At 59.7% G+C, this 19,376-nt stretch carries 6 protein-coding genes; all 6 read left to right on the top strand.

Features of this window, described 5'->3' with window-relative positions; translation table 11 throughout:
• Window positions 1-52 precede the first annotated feature (52 nt).
• The 6 genes from LVD12_RS06190 to LVD12_RS06165 all read left to right on the top strand — a co-directional run bounded on the left by LVD12_RS06190 (window position 53) and on the right by LVD12_RS06165 (window position 19,345).
• Window positions 53-832, top strand: coding sequence for a MotA/TolQ/ExbB proton channel family protein (locus tag LVD12_RS06190; protein WP_237066518.1), 780 nt, complete (start codon window positions 53-55; stop codon window positions 830-832).
• The gene (locus tag LVD12_RS06185; RefSeq protein ID WP_237066849.1) at window positions 832-1,422 is read left to right on the top strand and encodes an ExbD/TolR family protein; all 591 of its coding nucleotides are present in this window, start codon (window positions 832-834) and stop codon (window positions 1,420-1,422) included. The genes LVD12_RS06190 and LVD12_RS06185 overlap by 1 nt, the downstream gene beginning before the upstream one ends.
• A complete protein-coding gene (locus LVD12_RS06180) occupies window positions 1,419-2,018 on the top strand; it encodes an ExbD/TolR family protein (protein ID WP_237066517.1) in 600 nt (199 codons plus the stop codon). Before LVD12_RS06185 ends, LVD12_RS06180 begins: the two co-directional genes overlap by 4 nt.
• Before the next feature lie 9 nt (window positions 2,019-2,027).
• On the top strand, window positions 2,028-3,398 hold the full coding sequence (locus LVD12_RS06175) for an AgmX/PglI C-terminal domain-containing protein (RefSeq protein ID WP_237066515.1): 1,371 nt from the start codon (window positions 2,028-2,030) through the stop codon (window positions 3,396-3,398).
• A gap of 306 nt (window positions 3,399-3,704) precedes the next feature.
• Complete coding sequence (locus LVD12_RS06170) at window positions 3,705-14,174, top strand: isopeptide-forming domain-containing fimbrial protein (RefSeq protein ID WP_237066513.1); 10,470 nt, start codon at window positions 3,705-3,707, stop codon at window positions 14,172-14,174.
• Window positions 14,174-19,345, top strand: coding sequence for an OmpA family protein (locus LVD12_RS06165; RefSeq protein WP_237066847.1), 5,172 nt, complete (start codon window positions 14,174-14,176; stop codon window positions 19,343-19,345). The genes LVD12_RS06170 and LVD12_RS06165 overlap by 1 nt, the downstream gene beginning before the upstream one ends.
• Window positions 19,346-19,376 lie beyond the last annotated feature (31 nt).

The raw sequence follows: 19,376 nt of genomic DNA, 5'->3' as shown, positions 1-19,376 counted from the left end.
AAAGATTTTTAATTGACGCGCAGCAACTGCAGTTTTTCTAAGAGGGTTAGTAATGGATTTCTTCAACAGCGTGATCGCTTTTTTCCAGACTGGTGGTGCCTTCATGTACCCCATTCTCGTGGTGTTCGCACTGGGAGCGGCGGTTGCCATCGAGCGTTATATCCGCCTGGTGTACGAGCGCCACACCAACCGCGCCATGTGGGACAAGCTGCAGCCGGTACTCAATTCCGGTGATTTCGACCGCGCCCGCAACCTGGTCAAACAAGACAACTCTGGTGTGAGCAAGCTGCTGGCCATGGGCCTCGCCCGCCAGGGTGCTGTGCGTCGCCGTGAGGATATCGAGATTGCGATGGAAGAGAGCATGATGGAAATCATTCCGCAGCTCGAGAAGCGCACGCCGTACGTCGCCCTGTTCTCCAATATCGCCACACTGCTCGGCCTGCTGGGGACCATCATGGGCCTGATCGAGGCTTTTACTGCAGTTGCCAGCGCCAACCCGGCCGAGAAGGCGGACCTGTTGTCGGCCAGTATTTCCGTGGCGATGAATACCACCGCATTCGGCCTGATGGTGGGTATTGCCCTGCTGATCATCCACGCACTGCTCAACTCCCTGACCGGTGAGATTGTCGACAGCCTGGAGATGGTGTCAGTGAAGGCGTTGAATATCATCTCGATCTCCACTCGCCGTCGTCGTGACGTGGAAGCTGACCAAAAAGCCGGTAAATCCGTCGACGGTACAAAAGCCGACGAGGGTGCAGAAGCGTTGCAGGTGGAGGCCAGTGGCGCCACTGCTGAAGCGAAAAAGGGCGAGCAAGCACTGGAAAACGCGTGATGAGAAGGCGTCGCCACGGAAGAAGTAAAGAGGCCCCGGAGCTCGACATTACCGCCTTCCTCAACCTGATGGTGGTACTGGTGCCGTTCCTGCTGGTTTCTGCAGTGTTCTCCCGCGTCACGATTCTGGAGCTGGACATGCCCTCCGGCGCCGGCGGCGGAGCGCCCGACGATCCCACCGTGACCGTTGAGGTCGTGGTGCGCAAAGACACGCTGGAAATCAGTGACGGTGAGAAGGTCATCGCCCGGTTCCCCAACCTGGATGGCGGCGAGCCGCAAGAGGATGGTGAGACACTGGCCGAGGCCGGCGTTTCGGAGGAAGTAGAGGAAACCCTTGAGCTCCGTTCTACCGAAGAGGTCTACGATCTGGACAAGCTGCGCCAGTTTTTGCTTGAGGTTAAGGCCAGCTATCCGGACAAAACCGATTCGATCATCCTGATGGAGCCGGAGGTGGCTTACGAGCATCTGGTGGGTGTCATGGATGCTGTGCGCGGTGCCGAGGTGCGACCCGAGGATGCCGACCCCGAAGACCCAGAGGCAGTGGAGCGGGTTGAGCTATTCCCGGATATATCACTAGGAGATGCGCCGTGAGACATGAAAGCCGACGCATGAAGCGCATGGCGCGTAGTCGCCGCCGCAAGACACCGGGGATGAACCTGACCTCTCTGATGGACGTGTTTACGATCCTGGTGTTCTTCCTGCTCACCAACACGTCCAGTAATGAGGCCCTCGATCCACCCAAGGTCATCACCCTCCCTGACTCCGTAGTGGAATCCAGGCCGCGTGAAACAGTGACGCTCATGGTGACCGACGAGGAGATCCTGATTGAGGCCAAGCCGATCATTGCCACCAGCGAAGTGCTGGGCAGTGAAGAGACGGTGGTCGAGGCCATCAAGCAGGCCATGCTGGCGGAGATGGACAGGGCCATTCTGCTGGCGGAGGCCAACAGGAAGCTTGAGGCGGGAAGCCGGGCCGGGGAAGTCGAGAGTGTCGAAGGCGTTGAAGGCGTTGAGGGCGTCGAAGGGCAGGTCGCCGACGGCGAGGCCCCAATCGTACCGCCTGAGGTCAACATTCTTGCCGACCGCACCATTCCATTCAGCTTGCTGAAAAAGGTGATGTCGAGCTGTACCGATGCCGGTTACACCAAGGTCTCGCTGGCTGTCATTCAGAAAGCATCTCAGGGTTAGTAGAAGTCTGTGACTAATTTTCAGCTACAACAGCGCGCCGTACAGGACGAGCTGGAGATCGTTCGCCGCCGCATCGGACTGCTCGAGGAGGAGCAGTCGCAGATCGATGCGCAACTCGCGGCCCTGGAAGAGGAGCAGGTCAAGTATGACCTGCTGAGTGAGATCTCCGAGCGCCTGGGCCAGCTGGAAGACATGAAGGCCGGAGAGCTTTTCTGGGCAGAGAGCTACCGGGAAGATAATTCCGAACGTGTGATCGAGCGCATACATCGTTCGGTGGGCAAGCACAATGCGCGCGTCGAATTGCTGCAGGAGCAGCGCCGGCGCGTTCATGAGCAGATCGAAGACTGCGAAGAGGACCTTTTCGGACTCGATGAGCGCGCAGATATGCTCCGCCGTGAAGCGGAGGAGGCCCAGTACGAGTTTGAGGTCACCCGTGACCTCGAGTTGAGCGATGGTCGTATCTCGGTCATGCCCTGGCACAAGAATGGCGAAGATGAGCGTCGCTACCGGCTCTGTCTCTTTGCCTCACTGTTGTTTGCCCTGATGCTTGGCTACCTGGTGCCGCTCTGGCAGGTTCCGGAGCCGGAAGACGAGGTGGTGGAAATTCCGGAGCGCCTGGCCAAGCTGGTGATCGAGAAGAAGGCCAAGCCCAAGCCACCCCCCGAGCCGGAGAAGCCGAAGCAGAAGGACGAGAAAACGCCCGAGCCGAAGCAGGAAGTGGCCAAGGAGGAGCCGAAACCGACCAAGGCTGAGAACAAGCCTGAGCGGACAAGGGCGCAGCGGGCCGGGGTGCTGGCATTCAAGGACAACTTCCAGGACCTGATCCAGGATGATCTCGACAACCGCCTCGGTGAGCGCACCCAGCTCAGTACTGCGGGCAAGAGGGAAAATCGCAGCCAGCGTTCCCTGATCACGGCGCAGGCCAAGGCCGGCAGTGGCGGTATCAATACTGCTGAACTGAGCCGCAATGTCGGTGGCACCGGCACAGCGCTGGATGGTGTCGCATTCACCCGGGTTTCCAGCGGTATCGGCAGTGAGGGTGATTTCGCCGGCGAGGAGCGGCCGCTCAGCGATGGTGTCGGTCCTTCCCGGACCGACGAGGAGATCCAGATCGTTTTCGACCGCTACAAGGCCGCGCTCTACCGAATCTACAACCGCGAGCTGCGCAACAACCCGGCCCTGCAGGGGCGCATGGTGCTGAAGATCACCATCGAGCCAGACGGTGCGGTCTCCATGGCAAAGGTTGAGTCCACCGATATGGATTCGCCGGCACTCAACAGCAATATTGTCGCCCGGGTAAAGCGGTTCAATTTCGGGCCGAAGGCCGGCGTGCCGACCATCACGATCCTGTACCCGATCGACTTCCTGCCCGCCGCCTGAGTGGTGTGGCAGAACCGACCGGGGGGGCGCCCCGGTCGGGGTCGATTGTCGACCTGCCAGGCTGAAACTGCTGTTTTTTTGGCCCTGGGCGACCTTTCTTAAGAAACTTCCTCAAGTTTCCCCGAGAACTGCTTGGCAGCCCTCAAAAAAATCCCTCCTGAGCAGAGTATTTATGACCTGCTTCACGGCCCATTTCCCGCCATCCCGTTAAAGTGCCGCCAGCGGCAGTGTCTGCCCGCACTCAGTATCCATGCCCACTTGCAGGCAGGAATCCCAAACCGGAATGGCGGCTGATAAGTGACGATGATGTCGGAAGTAATTGGACTGAAATCTGTACAGGAAGGGCACGCAAGCCTTATCCGCAGCTCTGGCTCGACGCTGGGCGTGAAATGCCTTCGTCTGGTTGCAGCCATGTTGTTACTGGTACTGGGGCAAGCCGCATGGGCTGCTGACTACGATGCCTGCTCGAAATGGCCGCTGGATCCTGAGCGTGCCGATGGTGCGCACCTGATCGATGGTGAGAATCTCCCCAGTGATCTGCCGAGCTTTGGCCAGATGGCCATCGATGTCCCCTGTACGATCCGGAACTTTACGCCGTCCAATCCTTTCACCTGGAATATCAGTTATCCGGGGCTGCCTGAAGGCAGTCTCGTTATCTTCGATAATGTGTACTCCACCGGCCAGATGTCCTGCGGCAACATGGACGGCGTGGCCATCTGGGCAGTAAACGGTACCGACTTTCCCCGGGTCGGCGAGAGCTGTCAGGAATTCTTTGTCCCGGTTGAGAAAATCAACAAAACCTCACCTTCAGCCACGGCCACGGTAGGCATTCCCTTTACTTATACCCTCACCATTCCGGTCATGTATGCGCCGGTATTCAGTGATTATTGTGAAATCAATCCGACCCAGCCGGTCTGTGAAGCGGTAGTGAATCCGGAGCTCGGTTCCCCCAATCCTCTCGGTAGTATCCATGTGTGGGATGACCTGAGTGCTGCAGCCACCAATGCGGAGATGACGCTGGTGGACATCAATGCATACTGGAAGGGTTCCAATACCCCGATCACGGTCATCAATAACGGTACTGATAAGTATCTCGATTTCACCTTGCCGGATATCAGTGCCGGTGAGCAAGTAATCGTCGAGATTACCGTGGTGCTGGACGATGTGGCTGGCAATGTGCCGGGCACAGTGTTCCAGAATACCGCCGAATGGGAGTTCGCCCGCAACGTTGATACCGATGGCGATGGAGTGGCGGACCAGTTCTTTAATCCGCTGCCGGGGGAGCGTGGCCAGTCTCAGCCCATGACTATCGCCGCCCCGGACCTGGTCATGACCAAGACCACCACGGCTACAGCGGTGAGTCTGGAAAATATTCCCTATGTGCTGGATGTGGAGAACGTGGGCGGCTGGGACGCCTGGAATGTTGTAGTCAAGGACAAGCTGCCAGAGGATACCAGTGATAACTCCGGAGTGGGGCTCTGCGAGCTTGACCCAACCGGTACGGTAAATGTCGAAGTGCGGGATTCCGGGTATGGATTGTTGCGGACCCTGTCGGAAGGTGTGGATTACGACCCACCCGTCTTGATCCCCAATACTGGTAATCCGGCCGATCGTTGCAGTTTTGAAGTCAGATTAACCGAAGCTGCCGGCCCAATTGCTCCAGGCGAGCACTTGATCGTTACATTCGAAACCCGTCTGGACCCCAGCTTCGATATTTCGGGCGGCGCTAGCGGTGAGCTTTATAACATTGCTGGTATAACCGAGTGGTGGAACGCGCCTAATACGGAACCAGGTAGTGTCGAAATCTTAAGGAATTTGTCGGATATCACAGCGGGTCCTCCTTTTGACTACCTTGGGTCACATGAAGATGTGGCTACGGTATCGGTGGCTCTCACCGGTTATTACTTTGAAAAGACTGTTGAAAATCTCACGACCTCGGAGTTTCCCGCAGCTACCGTGGCCCCGGGCGACAGGCTCCGTTACACCCTGCGACTCTTCAACGTCGAAGAAGATATCACCAACATTGATATCACCGATGCCCTTCAGTTCGGTCTGACTTCGCCGAGTCTGGTGAGCTGTCAAATCGCTGGTTCCCCAGTATCCCCTTGTGGTTTTACTGGCAATACTTTGAGCCTCTCTGCTCCGGTCCTGAATCAGGGTAATACGCTCGAGATAGTGTTTGAGGTCGATGTGGCCAGTGCAGGGCTGGTCAACGGCCAGGTGATCGATAACCAGGCATTTTTGACTGCTAGTGGCATTTCCTACGATGCCGATAGCTCTGGCCGCTATCCCAGTGATGACCCCTTTACCAATGGTGTTTCAGACCCTACCGATATTAACGATCAGGATCCGACTTCGGTCACAGTGGTCATCCCGCCGGCATTGGATAAAGCCAGTCCCGCGGACACGGAAGTGGCGATTGGCGAGGAGTTTGACTACACGCTGACCGTGCCTGCTACCGCTGTATCGGCCGACCTTTATGATGTTCATATCCTCGACAATCTCCCGGATAACCTGAGCTTTGTCAGCGCTACGGCCGACGTCAATGGAACCACCTATACGTTGCTGGACAGCGATAACGGTGCAGACAACAGCCTGGATCTGCAGGAAGCGGGTACTGGATTGGATATTCCAGCCGGGCAGCAGGCCGTCGTAACACTGAAAGTGCAGGTCAGAAATGATCTCGCCAACCAAGACGGTGTTACTTTCAATAATACTGCCAGCTACACCTACAGCCGTACCCAGGGAGGGGCCCAGAGCGATGGTGGCGGCACCGCAGATACCGCTGCCGAAATGCGGGTGGTTGAGCCGTCGATTACGGCAGGCACGGCCACCAAAACTGTAGAAAATATCACTCGCGGCGGGACGACAGCGCAGGGCGGCGATATTCTGGAGTACACCGTCACTCTGCCCAACACGGGAACCTCACCCGCTTACGATGTTGCCATAGTCGATACGTTGCCCAGTGGCGTGAGCTATGTGGCCAACACAGCAGAAATCACCCTGAGTGGTAGTACAACTAATGTCGAGCCTGGCGTAAACGGGAATCAGCTGAGCTGGGGGCGGATCAATAGCGACGACATTCTGGATATACCGGTTGGTGAGACTCTGACGCTTGTGTATCGAGTGCAGGTAGACACTCTCGATAGCGCTGTTCCCCAGCTGGTCAACAGCGTGCTGGCGGACTGGACTTCACTTGATAACGTTATGGTCGGTGAGCGTACCGGCAGCGGTGCGCCAGATACTGCTGCGCTCAATGATTACTTTGTCGAGTTGAGCAGCTCGCCACTGGACGTTGTCGATAACTCCGGTTTCACCAAATCTGTTCAGGCCGACTCCTGGGACGATGGCGGCATGCTGAGCACTGGGGTGGACGGTGAGTTGCGTATTGGTGACACCGTCACCTATGCACTGACCCTGAGCCTGAACGAAGGTCAGACTGCCGGCGTCACGGTGACAGATACCTTGCCGACTGGACTCGAGCTGGTCAGCTCCAATTACGAGTTCGGAAGCAATATAAACTTTACACCAGTGTCGGAACCAGCTGCGGGTGACCGTGGTGCTTTGGTCTGGAATCTGGGTGACATTACCAATACGCCGGATACAGTTTCTGACAACGATGAGCTGGTCATTGAAGTGGTGTCCGTGGTTGTTGCCAATGATCCGGACACACTGGCACACACTAACACCACTGTGGTTACCAATACCGCTGAGCTGAGTTACGTCGTCGGGGCCGCTAATCCTATTGCTGGCCAAGTGGATGTCACTGTCAACCAGCCGCTGATGTCTGATCTTCTGAAAAGCGGCACAGGCACCGATATCAGTGGTGGTAGTGGTGAACAGGCAGATCCTTATCAGGTGAGTCTGGCCGGCACTGTCATGGATTTCACTCTGCAAAGCTGTAACGCAGTTGATCCGGCTGCTCCGGCCTATGGAGTGGTCATCAGCGATACGCTGGCCTCGCAGTTTGATGAAACCACGCTCTCTGACCCGGTGGTGCAGATTGACTCGATCACTCTGTCAGCGGGCACCGACTACGCCTACACCCCGCCGGCAGGTAATGGCGGCAGCTTGAGTATTGCCCTTCTGGACACTGCGCAAGCAGTGGTGGCTCCAGGCCAGTGTGTCACCGTCACTTACAGCATCGGTCTGCGCAGTGATGTCAGTGCCAATACTAGCTGGAGCAATGAGGCGGGACTGACTGACTATTGGTCGTTACCAGCCAACGCAGGTCAGCATTACACGAGTACCGCAACCGACTCGGTGTGGCTGATCAATGATTTCCAGGCTTCTCTGCCCACAAAAGCTGCTTCCAAATCAGAGGCCACCATCGGCGAGGAAGTGGTCTATACCATCACCGTGCCCGGTACACCGGTCAATGCGGAACTGAACGGCGTTACCGTTACTGACATACTCGATCCGGCCCTGCAGTATGTTGACGCCTCTGTTGATCTCAATGGTTCGGCGCTGGGTATTTCCCCCAGCCAGAACGGCCAGGAACTGAGCTGGGATGTCGGTACTATCCCCGCCGGCCAGCAGGCGGTGATTACCCTGACGACCTGGGTAGCCAATACGCAGAATGTCAATGCCAGTGGAACACCGGTCGGCAATACGGCGTCTTACTCGTATCTGGAAGGTGGTGTTGCTGCCGACGGCGGCACCAGCAGCCCGGCGGATATCACCATTGTCGAGCCGGACCTTGCGATGGTGAAAGATGTTGTCAATCTCACTGATCCTGGTCAGCCGGCGGCAAGTGGTGATGAGCTCGAATACACCCTGACCATTACCAACAACGGCACCTCCACCGCTTTTGATACCAATGTCGCCGATACATTGCCGGCGGAGCTGAGTTATATCGATGGTTCCGCCAGTGCCACCATCGATGGTTCGGCTGTAGCGAGCTTCAACAGTGCGCCTTCCGAGAGCGGGAATACCCTGACCTGGGGGCGGGATAATGGTGATGGCTCGCTGGTGATTCCCGCCGGCAGTGTGTTGGTGATCACTTACCGCGTGAATGTCGATATCGTCACCTCCGAGGATATCGTCAACAGCGCGCTCGCCGACTGGACCTCCCTGAGCGGTGACTTCACCAGCGGCAATCGCGAGCGTACCGGTGCCGGCTGCCCGAATATTACGGCACCGAATAGCTACTGCAGCGGTGCAACCAGTGGTCTGAGTGTCGATTACAACATCGACCTGACCAAAGCAGTTGTGGGTGACAGCTGGAACGGTAACGGCAGTCTGCGCGTGGGCGATACGGTCGAGTACGAAGTGCAGCTGGCACTGGTCGAGGGTACCCACAATAACCTGGTGCTCACCGACAGCCTGCCGCAGGGCCTGGCCTTCGTGGAGATGGTGAGCGCTGACTACTTCGGTGCGCCGCCGGCAACCATGCCTGTGCCGGATGTCAGTGCCGACCTGCGGACGGTGACCTGGACCATTGACCAGGTGACCAACCCGGTGGATGGCGACACGAGCAATGACTTCCTCACCATCGTCTACCGGGCACGGGTGCAGAACGGGGATAGTCTCAGCCAGCAGCCGACCTCACAGTCCCTGACCAACGCCGTCAGCCTGAATTACGAGGTTGGCGGTGTCGCCGCGGCACCGCTCACTGCCAGCGCGACAGTCACCGCACTGCAGCCCTTGCTGGCTGTGTCCAAGTCAGGTGTGACTGCGGTCGGAGGTGATGCCGAGATCGCCGCTGGCGAGACGGCCACTTATACGGTGGATATCACCAACAACGGCAATGCACCGGCTTACGACACGGTGTTGGTGGATACCCTGCCGGTAGGCCTGCGCCAGAATGGTGTCACCCCCGTCAGCGCAACGCTGGTGAATGCCGGTTCCACCGTCTCTGTAACCCCGGTGGATGATGCCGTGAATTCCGGCACGGTGACCTGGGACTTCGACACTGCGAATAACGCTGTGATCGAGCCGGGCGAGACACTGCGCATCGTTTACGAAGTGACGGGCGATAATGACCTGCCGGCTGGTGTCACGCTGACCAACAGCGCACAGGTTTCGCGCTACTACTCGTTCGACAACGACCAGCCACCCGTCAACAGCCCGGCAGACTGGCGCGAAGAGTACGGGCCCTCTGAGGTCGCCACGTTTGATCTGACGGCAGCAATGCCCGGAGTGCTCAGCAAGGCGACCTCGCAGGACACCGTCGCCATTGGCGGACAACTGACGTACACCATTACCGTGCCGGAAACGCCGGCAGATGTGGCGCTGCAGGATGTGCGTATCACCGATAACCTGGCCGCCACCGGTGTCGACCTGGCCTTTGTCTCGGCCACCTTCAACGGTAGTCCCCTGACCAATACCGGCACCGCGGACAACCTGGTGTTGATCGATAGCAGCAATGGCATCGACATTGCCGCCGGCAGTCAGGCGGAAGTGCTGGTCACGGTCGCGGTGCTGAATACCGACAACAACCGCAATCGCACCGAGCCGTTCGTCAACCGGGCCTGGTATGGCTTTGACAATGGTTTCGGACTGGTTGGTGACGATACAACCACCGGGGCTGATGCCAATCCTGTCACCATCGTCCATCCTGAACTGGTAGTAGAAAAGACCGGCCCCGCCTCGCTGAAAGTCGGCACCCCGGACAACTTCGTCCTGACGGTGGCTAACACCGGTGAGGCCAGTGCCTGGAATGTGACCCTTACGGACTGGCTGCCCAACGCCGCTCCGGGTGGCATGTGTGATATGGCCCCGACGGTTCAGTCGGCAGTCATCCAGAAGGCCGACAGCTCCACGGTCACCCTGGCTCCGGCAGACTTTGCGGTGAGCTTCACCGATGGGGACCCCACCTGTCAGTTTGTGATGACACTGCAGACTGACGACGAACTGGCGCCAGGTGAGAGCCTCAGCGTTACCTACCAGGTGGCTCTGGACGAGGACAATATTCACGGCAGCACGCTGATCAACATCGCCGGTGCAACCGAGTGGTTCAGCGCGGATTCTGCTTCCACCGAGCGATTCGCTTACCAGCGTCAGCTCACCGATGGTACGCCAGGGGTTGTCGACCACGAGGACAACCATGAGTTTATCGTCGAGGCGGCAACGCTGGAGACACGCAAGACCGTGTTCAATGTGACCACCGGAGAGTCTGGAGCAACCGCCAGCCCCGGTGATCGCCTGCGCTATACCATCGAAATCCAGAACACCAGCGATGTGCCGCTGAATGGTTTCACACTGATTGACGAGCTCGATCGCCTGAACGCCACGGCGATGTTCGAGGCCGATTCGCTAGCGATCGTGACGCTGCCCAGCGGCGCAACTGAAAGTGTGCTCGGCAATGGCGGTACCCGAGGCAGCGGCTTGCTCGAAGTCAACGACCTGGCCATTGCTGCGGCGGGCCAGCCCGGCGACACGCTCACAATCGAGTTCGAGGGGACCCTGGTCCCGGTAATTACCAGTGGCACCGTGGTGCTTAATCAGGCACAGCTGAGTGTCGGTGGCGTCGTGTTCGGATCCAGCGATGACCCTGCCCTGGGTGGTGCCGAAGACCCCACCGAGACGCTGATCGATTCCGGGCCCCTGTTCGATATCGACAAGACCTCGGAAGACCTGACTGGCGACGCTGCCATGTTGTTGCCGGGGGATACCCTGCGTTACACCCTGACCGTGCGGAATATCGGTGGTGAGGATGCGGTCGCGGCCGTGCTGCGCGACCAGGTGCCGGCCAACACGACTTATGTTGCCAATTCCACCACGCTGAATGGCGCGGCGGTTACTGATGTCAACGGCGGCAGCCCGCTATCAGCCGGGCTGACCATTAGCTCGCCTGGTGCCGACGCGGGCGTCCTGCTCGCCGACCCCACCACGAGCGGTGACAACCAGGCCGTCATTAGTTTCGAAGTGACAGTGAATGATGTCAGCGAGGGCACGCTGATTTCCAACCAGGGTTTCCTCAGCGGGGACGGTGCCGGTAGTGGCGCCTTCGAAGAGGCACCCTCGGATGATCCCGCCACTGACGCAGCGAATGACCCCACCATCGATATCGTCGGTGAGGTCCCGTTACTGGTGGCGAGGAAAGACGTTGTAATTCAGGTGGACAACCTCAGTGCGGGTATCGTCGATCCGGGTGATACCCTGCGCTACACCATCGTGGTTGATAACCTCGGCGGTGTGGATGCCACCGAAGCGTCGCTGACAGACCTGATCCCGGCCAACACCACTTATGTGGCTGGCTCGACGACCCTCAATGGCATCGCCGTCAGTGACAATGGCGGTGGTGACGCGCGCATTGCCACCGGGCTGCCGATTTCCTCGGAAGACCTGACGCCGCCGTTGCCAGGTGCCCTCGAAGGCGTCATCAGTTCCGGCCGCACTGCAACCATCGTCTTCGACGTGACTGTGGATGCCGGCACGGCGACCGGTACGGTGATCAGCAACCAGGGCAGCGTCGATAGCGCGGAATTGCCGCTGGTACTGACCGATGCCGATGGCAACCCGGCCAACGGCGCGCAGCCCACCGAGGTGGTTGTCGGCGATGCCCAGCAGCTGGCCATCGTCAAGGAAGTGTCGGTGGTGAATGGGGCTGCAGAGGCCGGAGCAACGCTGGAATACCTGGTCACCGTAACCAATATCAGTGCGGTGCCGGCAAGCAATGTAGTCATCACTGACGACCTGCTGGTTGCTGGTGATGGAGCGCTCACTTACGTGGCCGACTCGGCCAGGCTTAACGGCCAGTCTGACGGCATTACCGTGAATGGCTCGGTCATTTCCGCCGACTATTCAGCAGTGTTCGGGGAGCTGCAGCCGGAAGATACGGCCACGCTGCGATTCCAGGCCCGGCTGGGAGCGGATCTCGCGATCGGCACCACGGTAGTGAACACCGCCATGGTGGAATGGAATGATCCGCCCTCGAGTACGCAGGCCAGTGTTTCCATCGATGTGGGCGGTACGCCGGGGATTGCCAACCTGGCCGGTTACCTGTGGCGGGATGTGAACTTGAATACCCAGCCTGACACGAACGAGCAACTGCTGCAGAACTGGACGGTTGAACTCTACTTCAACGGCAACCTGGTCGAGACGGCTCAGAGTGACGAGAACGGTTACTTCCAGTTCGATGGCTTGCTGACAAACATGACCGGCGGTGCCAGCTATGAGCTGAGATACGTTGCACCGGGCGCGGGCGTGAATACTGCGTCACTGGGTAATACGGATTCCGACTTCACCAATGGTCCACAGCAGATTACGGAAATCTATGTTGGCTCCGGTGCGAACCTGCAGGACCTGAACCTGCCACTGACCCCCAACGGTGTTGTGTACGACTCCGTCGTCCGCGGTCCGGTGGCCGGCGCTACGCTGACCATGCTGCGCGCTTCCAGTGGAGTGGCACTACCGGACAGCTGCTTCGATGACCCGAGACAGCAGGGCCAGGTCACCCAGACCGGTGGTTTCTACAAGTTTGACATCAACTTCTCCGGCGCCGGTTGTCCGGCGGGCAGTGACTACCTGATCCAGGTAGAGCTTCCCGGAGGTAACTATGTCGCCGGTGAATCTGCGATCATCCCGCCGCAGACCAATGCCGAGACGGCGGGCTTCGATGTCGCCGCCTGCCTGGGTAGTGCCGGCGACGCTGTACCGGCGACCACCGAGCACTGCGAGGCCCAGCCGGCACCTGGCGCTCCGCCGATCGATATCGATGCGCAGAGCCCGGCCACCAACTACTACCTGCGCCTGCGACTGGATGACAACCGGGTACCGGGCGAGAGTCAGCTGTTCAACAACCATATCGCGGTGGACCCGCAGCTGGATGGTGCGCTGTCGATTACCAAGACGTCGTCGATGCTGAACGTCACCCGCAGCCAGCTGGTGCCGTACACCATCACCTTCAGCAATACCCTCGGTGTGCCGCTGACGGACCTGGAGTTGGTGGATTTCTTCCCGGCTGGATTCAAATACGTTCCCGGATCTGCCCGTGTGGACGGTGTTGCGATCGAGCCCGAGGTAGAGGGACTGCAACTGCGCTGGTCCGGCCTGCGCATCGATCCCCAGCAGACCCGCACTGCCAAGCTGTTGCTGGTAGTCAGTTCGGGTGTCGGCGAGGGTGAGTATGTCAACCGGGCACAGCTGTTCAATGGACTTTCGGGCCAGGTGGTTTCCGGTGAGGCCTTTGCCACCGTGCGTGTCATCCCGGATCCAACGTTCGACTGTACCGATGTGATCGGCAAGGTCTACGACGATAAAAACATGAATGGCTACCAGGATGCCGGCGAGGGCGGGGTGCCCGGGGCGCGAGTGGTTACCGCCACCGGCCTGAATGCCACCACCGATGCCCACGGTCGCTTCCACATCACCTGTGCGGTGGTGCCGGATCAGAATCGCGGTTCCAACTTTGTGCTGAAGCTGGATGACCGCAGCCTGCCCAGTGGTTATCGCCTTACCAGCGAAAACCCGCGGGTGGTCCGTGCCACACGAGGCAAGATGATCAAGGTCAACTTCGGCTCCAGTCTGCACCGGGTGGTACGTCTGGACATGGCCGAGGGCGTGTTCGAGCCGGAGCGCACAGAAATGCGGCCCCAGTGGCATTCCCGCACGGAGCTGTTGCTGGAAAAACTGCAGGAGGCCCCGTCGGTGCTGCGTCTCTCCTATCTGGCCGAGAACGAAGATCCGGACCTGGTGGAGCGTCGCCTGCAGGTCATGAAGGCCCGCATAGCCGATGAGTGGGCGCGCGATTACGGCGACTATGAACTGACGATTGAGACCGAGGTGTTCTGGCGGCGCGGAGCGCCGCCGAGCCGGGGGGGATGGAAGTGATGTTGATTCCTCAGAAAGCGCGGCCCGCCGCCACAGCAAAACTGCGCGCACGGCCAAAGGCCCTCTGCGCTGCCATCAGCCTGCTGACACTGTCGGTGACCTCGGCCAGTATCGCCCAGGAGGTGAACCTGCAGGCAGGGGACGCCGGCTGGTGGGAAGTGTGGCGGCAGATACCGGGGCTCTCACCGGAGGTGGAAGAACCACCGGTGGACTACGATGAGCAGCCGGTTGGCAGCAACACCGAAACCATGCTGCTCGGCCAGCCCCGCAATCAGTGGGTGCAGGATGCGAGCTTGTTCACCGAGGCAATGGAGCCGGTGGTGGAGGACAACATCATCGATCCGATGCCGTTCGAGGCGGTGGATGATGGGGTTGAGGAAGCCCGGGTCGAGCTGTTGCGGGAAAAACTGGCGGAGCTCTCCGGCAAGCACAACCTGCGCCTGAAGTTCATCGGCCACACTGACAGCGCGGCGATGACGCCGCAGCAACTGGCTCAATATCTCGACAAGCAAGAGTTCACCCGCGCCCGCGCCCGGCATGTGGCGGAATTTTTCCAGCTGGCGCTGGATCTGCCGGAAGAGGCCGTGTCTTTCGAGGGGCGCGGTGACGAGGAGCCGCTGGTGGAAAATATCACCAGCCAGGGCCGCGCCATGAATCGCCGCGTCCAGGTGCAGATCACCTATGACGAGCTGGATCAGGATGCCCGGGCGGAGATGGCCCGTGCCCAGGCCCTGCAGCTGAACCGGGTCAAGGTCTGTCGCCAGGAAACCGTGTGCCGCCTGACCTACACCGCAGGCAGTGAACAGCGGGCGCGACTGAAAAACCTGGTGACCCCGCTGCGCTGGCAGCCGGGCCAGGTGGACCTGCCGGAGGCGTTTATCCGGCGTATCCGTGAGGTGCGCGCACAGCTGGCAGACAAGAACAACCTGGTGGTGCACTTTGTCGGCCATACCGACAGCTTGCCACTGCCGGAAGGGCCGGCGGGGCTGTATAGCGACCACATGTCCCTGTCGCTTGCCGAGGCGCGTCGTGTGGCGCTGGCTGTGCGCGACAGCCTCGGCCTGCCGGAGACAATGGTGACCTACAGCGGCAAGGGCAGCACCATGCCCATGGTCGCCAACGATACCGCCAAGGGGCGCAGCCTGAACCGGCGGGTGGAAGTGGAGTTCTGGTACGACGATCCGCTGGAAACCGCGCAAGATGGTGTGCAGGCCTGCCCTGAAACGGCGGCAGCGGAAACCATCACCGTCGTCCACGAGTCCCCCACCGGGCCACTGGCCCCGATTCGTTTTGAGAATGGCGATCCGGTGATTCCGCCATCCGAACTCACTCGCATGCGCAGCATCATGGCGGAGGTGGCAGACAAGGCCAATGTCCGCCTGAGCTTTGTCGGCTACAGCGACAACGAGCGCATGGAGCGCCGCGAAGCCATGGTTTACGGTGACGACGTCGGGCTGTCGCGCGCCCGCGCACGCCGGGCGATGGAGCAGGTGCAACAGACCCTGAACCTCACCGGGGAACAGGTGGAGTTCGAAGGGCGCGGTTTCGTACAGTCTGACGATGTGGTGTCCACCGGGTTTGTCGAGCTGGACGGTGCGCGGGTGGAAGTGCAGGTGGTCTACGATGAGCTGGCGATCCTGTCGGAGCAGGACCGGCTCGAGATCGAGCGGATCGACCGCGAGGCACTGGCCAACAACCCCTACGCGCTCAACCTGATGCGTATCACCGTGGATGGCAGCCCGGAATACGATCCCTACAAGAACTCCGCTGACCTGCAGCGCTGTACGGATGTGGCGCTGGAGCAGGCAAACATCCAGTTCCGCTTCGACAACAAGACTATGACGCCGCGCCTGAACGTGAGCGCCTGGCCCACTACCGTGCGCTATCAGGATGATCCGGGAACGGTTGTCGACGACAGCCGCGTGCAGTTCCGCAGCTACTCCAATTACCCGAATTTTATCCAGCGGGCTGAAGTGCGCCTGTTCGAAGAAGAGCAATCCCTGCGCGATACACCGCTGGCGGTGGTACCACTGGATGAAAACGGCGATGGCAGCTGGAATGCCGAGTTTGAAGAGTTTGAGGCACCGCTGAAAAAACTGCAGTACGTACTGCGCGTCTACGACGAAGACGGTCGCTACGATGAGACGCGGCCGCAGGCGCTGTGGCTGGTAGATCGCCTCGACTCCCCTGCCAACGAAGAGGTCACCGAGCGCGAACTGCTGGTCGGCTATGGTGAGAACCGCCTCGCCAGCCAGAACATTCCCCTCGACGGCAACACCGTGCGTGTCAATGGTGCGCAGATTCCCGAAGACCACACCGTCTGGCTCGCCGGCCAGCCGGTGCCGGTCAGCGAGAATGGTGATTTCGTAGCCGAGCAGATCTTCACCCGTGGCCTGCATACCGTCGAGGTGGCCGTGCTCGATCCGGAGGGCAACGGCGAGCTGTTCCTGCGCGACCTGCGCTTTGCCAACGATGAATGGTTTACTGTTGGCATGGCGGATTTCACCATCGGTGTCGACGATACCAATGGCCCTGCGGCACTGGTGACCGGGGATGAGACCCACTACGACAATTCGGTGAGCTACGATGGCCGCCTGGCCTTCTACACCAGCGGCGGTTTCGGTGATGGCTGGCGACTCTCCGCCAGCGCCGATACGGAAGAGGGGCCGGTAGATGAGCTCTTCTCCAACTTCCTCGAGAAAACCCCGGATGCGCTGTTCCGCCGCCTGGACAGTGATCTTTACTATCCGACGTTCGGTGACGACTCGACCGTGGTGGAAGACGCGCCGACGTCCGGTAAGTTTTACGTCAAGCTGTCCAAGTACGACGATTACGGCCTGTGGGGTAACTTCAAGGCCAGCTATACCGACAACGAACTGGCCCACATCGACCGCGCGCTCTACGGTGCGACGGCCCATTATGAAACCGATGATGTGACCAGCTTCGGCGAGAAGCGCTTTGCCATCGACGGCTTCAGTGCCGAGCCGGGCACTGTTGCCGGTCGCGACGAATTCCGTGGTACCGGTGGTTCCCTCTACTTTATGCGCCACCAGGATATCCTCGCGGGCTCCGAGCGCGTGCGCATCGAGGTACGGGACAAGGATTCCGGCCTGGTACTGGGAGTGAAGAACCTCACCCCGGTAATCGACTACGACGTGGACTACATTCAGGGCCGGATCCTGTTGAACCGGCCGCTCTCCGCCATCGCCAACGACAACCTGCTGATCCAGGACGGTGCTTACAGCGGCCACCCACAGTATCTGGTGACGCGCTACGAATATACCCCCGGCTTTGACGAAATGGACACCCTGGCGCTCGGCGGCCGGGCGCACTACTGGATCGGCGACTACGTCAAACTCGGTGTGAGCGGAACGCAGCAGGATGAAGAAGGCAATGAAAGCTCACTGAACGGGGTCGACCTGACCTTCCGTAAAAGTGCGGGCAGCTGGCTGAAGCTGGAATCCGCTACAAGCGAGGGCAACAATCTCGACAGCCTTTCCTCTCTCGATGGTGGATTCAGTTTCAACGCCGATGACCCGATCGACCCGCAGGCAAAGGCGAATGCTTCCAAGGTGGAGGGCAGCCTGCAGCTGAGCGATTTCTTCGAGGGTGGCCGGGGTTCCGGTACTTTCTATCGCCAGGAGCGCGAGGCAGGCTTCTCCGCGCCCGGGCAACTGGTCAATGGCGATACGACCCAGACTGGCGCCAGTGTCAGTGTGCCCATTGGCAGCCGTGTGAACGTGAGCCTGAAAGCGGACAGTAAGGAACAGGATCAGGGCCTGCAGACCTCCGCCCTCGATCTGGCAGTGGGTTACCAGGTCAATGATCGCTGGCGAGTGACCACTGGTGCACGGGCGGATACCCGCGAGGACCTGTCACCGGTGGTGCCGGTCACCCAGACCCAGGGGGATCGCACCGATATGGCGGTCGAGGCGGCCTACGATTCCGGCGCGGACTGGCGTGCCTTCGGCTTCGTGCAACGCACCCTGGAAGTGGACGGCAACCGGGATGAAAACAACCGGGTTGGTTTCGGCGGTGCCTATCGTGTGAGCGAACGGCTGACCCTGGACAGCGAACTGTCCGGTGGTGATACCGGGACTGCGGCGCGAGTGGGTACTGACTACCTGATTTCCGATCGCACCAATATCTACCTGAATTACACCCTCGACAACGAACGCACCGATACTGGCGTCCGTGCGCGCAAGGGCAATATGGCCAGCGGTTTCCGCAGCCGCTACTCGGACAGCCTCAGCATTTACGGAGAGGAGCGCTACAGCCATGGTGATGTCTCCACTGGCCTGACCCACGCCCTGGGTATGGATCTGGCGCCGAGTGAGCGCTGGAACTATGGCACCTCCGTTGAGGCCGGCACCCTGGAAGACCCGCGCACCGGTGCGCAGACGGATCGCCGCGCCATTGGCCTGAATATGGGCTTCAGCGACGGTGATATCCGCCTTGCATCGGCAGTCGAGTACCGTACCGACACCATGGAAAATCCGGTGGAAGGCCAGGACACGGTACTGGAGAATGAGCGCAAGACCTGGCTGCTGAAAAATACCGCCAGCTACCAGATCAGCCCGGACTGGCGCCTTGTGGGTAAGCTCAATTACTCCGACAGCCAGAGCTCTCAGGGGCAGTTCTACGACGGCAAGTTCACCGAGGCGGTGATGGGCTATGCCTACCGGCCTGTGGACAACGATCGCTGGAATACGCTGTTGAAGTACACCTACTTCTACAACGTTCCCACTCAGGGGCAGGTCACGGTCGAGAACACCGCGGCGGAGTTCATCCAGAAGAGTCATATCTTCTCGGTGGACACCAGTTACGATATCAGCCGCCAATGGACACTGGGCGCCAAGTACGCCTACCGCCTCGGCCAGCTGAGTCAGGATCGCCAGGATCCTGAGTTCTTTGACAGTCGCGCCAACCTGTATGTACTGCGTGCCGACTGGCACTTCGTCAACAAGTGGGATCTGCTGATCGAAGGCCGCCTGCTCGACCTGCCCGATGCACAGGACCAGCGCAGTGGCGCACTGCTGGGCCTCTACCGTCAGATGGGGCGTCACCTGAAAGTGGGCGTCGGCTACAACTTCACTGACTTCTCTGATGACCTGACCCAGCTCGACTACGATAGCCAGGGTGTTTTCCTGAACGTGATCGGCAAGCTTTGAATCCGGTCCGATCGCACCAGGGATGGTGCGA

Origin of the sequence: Microbulbifer guangxiensis (genome assembly GCF_021729075.1) — a bacterium.
GTDB lineage: Bacteria > Pseudomonadota > Gammaproteobacteria > Pseudomonadales > Cellvibrionaceae > Microbulbifer > Microbulbifer guangxiensis.
Note: the sequence above shows the minus strand (reverse complement) of the source record. Positions and strands in the feature narration are given on the sequence as shown.

What these genes read in the sequence shown, in the direction of transcription:
- LVD12_RS06185 (WP_237066849.1), top strand. Translation starts at nt 832, where the DNA reads ATGAGAAGGCGTCGCCACGGAAGAAGTAAAGAGGCCCCGGAGCTCGAC.
- LVD12_RS06165 (WP_237066847.1), top strand. Translation starts at nt 14,174, where the DNA reads ATGTTGATTCCTCAGAAAGCGCGGCCCGCCGCCACAGCAAAACTGCGC.
- LVD12_RS06170 (WP_237066513.1), top strand. Translation starts at nt 3,705, where the DNA reads ATGTCGGAAGTAATTGGACTGAAATCTGTACAGGAAGGGCACGCAAGC.
- LVD12_RS06190 (WP_237066518.1), top strand. Translation starts at nt 53, where the DNA reads ATGGATTTCTTCAACAGCGTGATCGCTTTTTTCCAGACTGGTGGTGCC.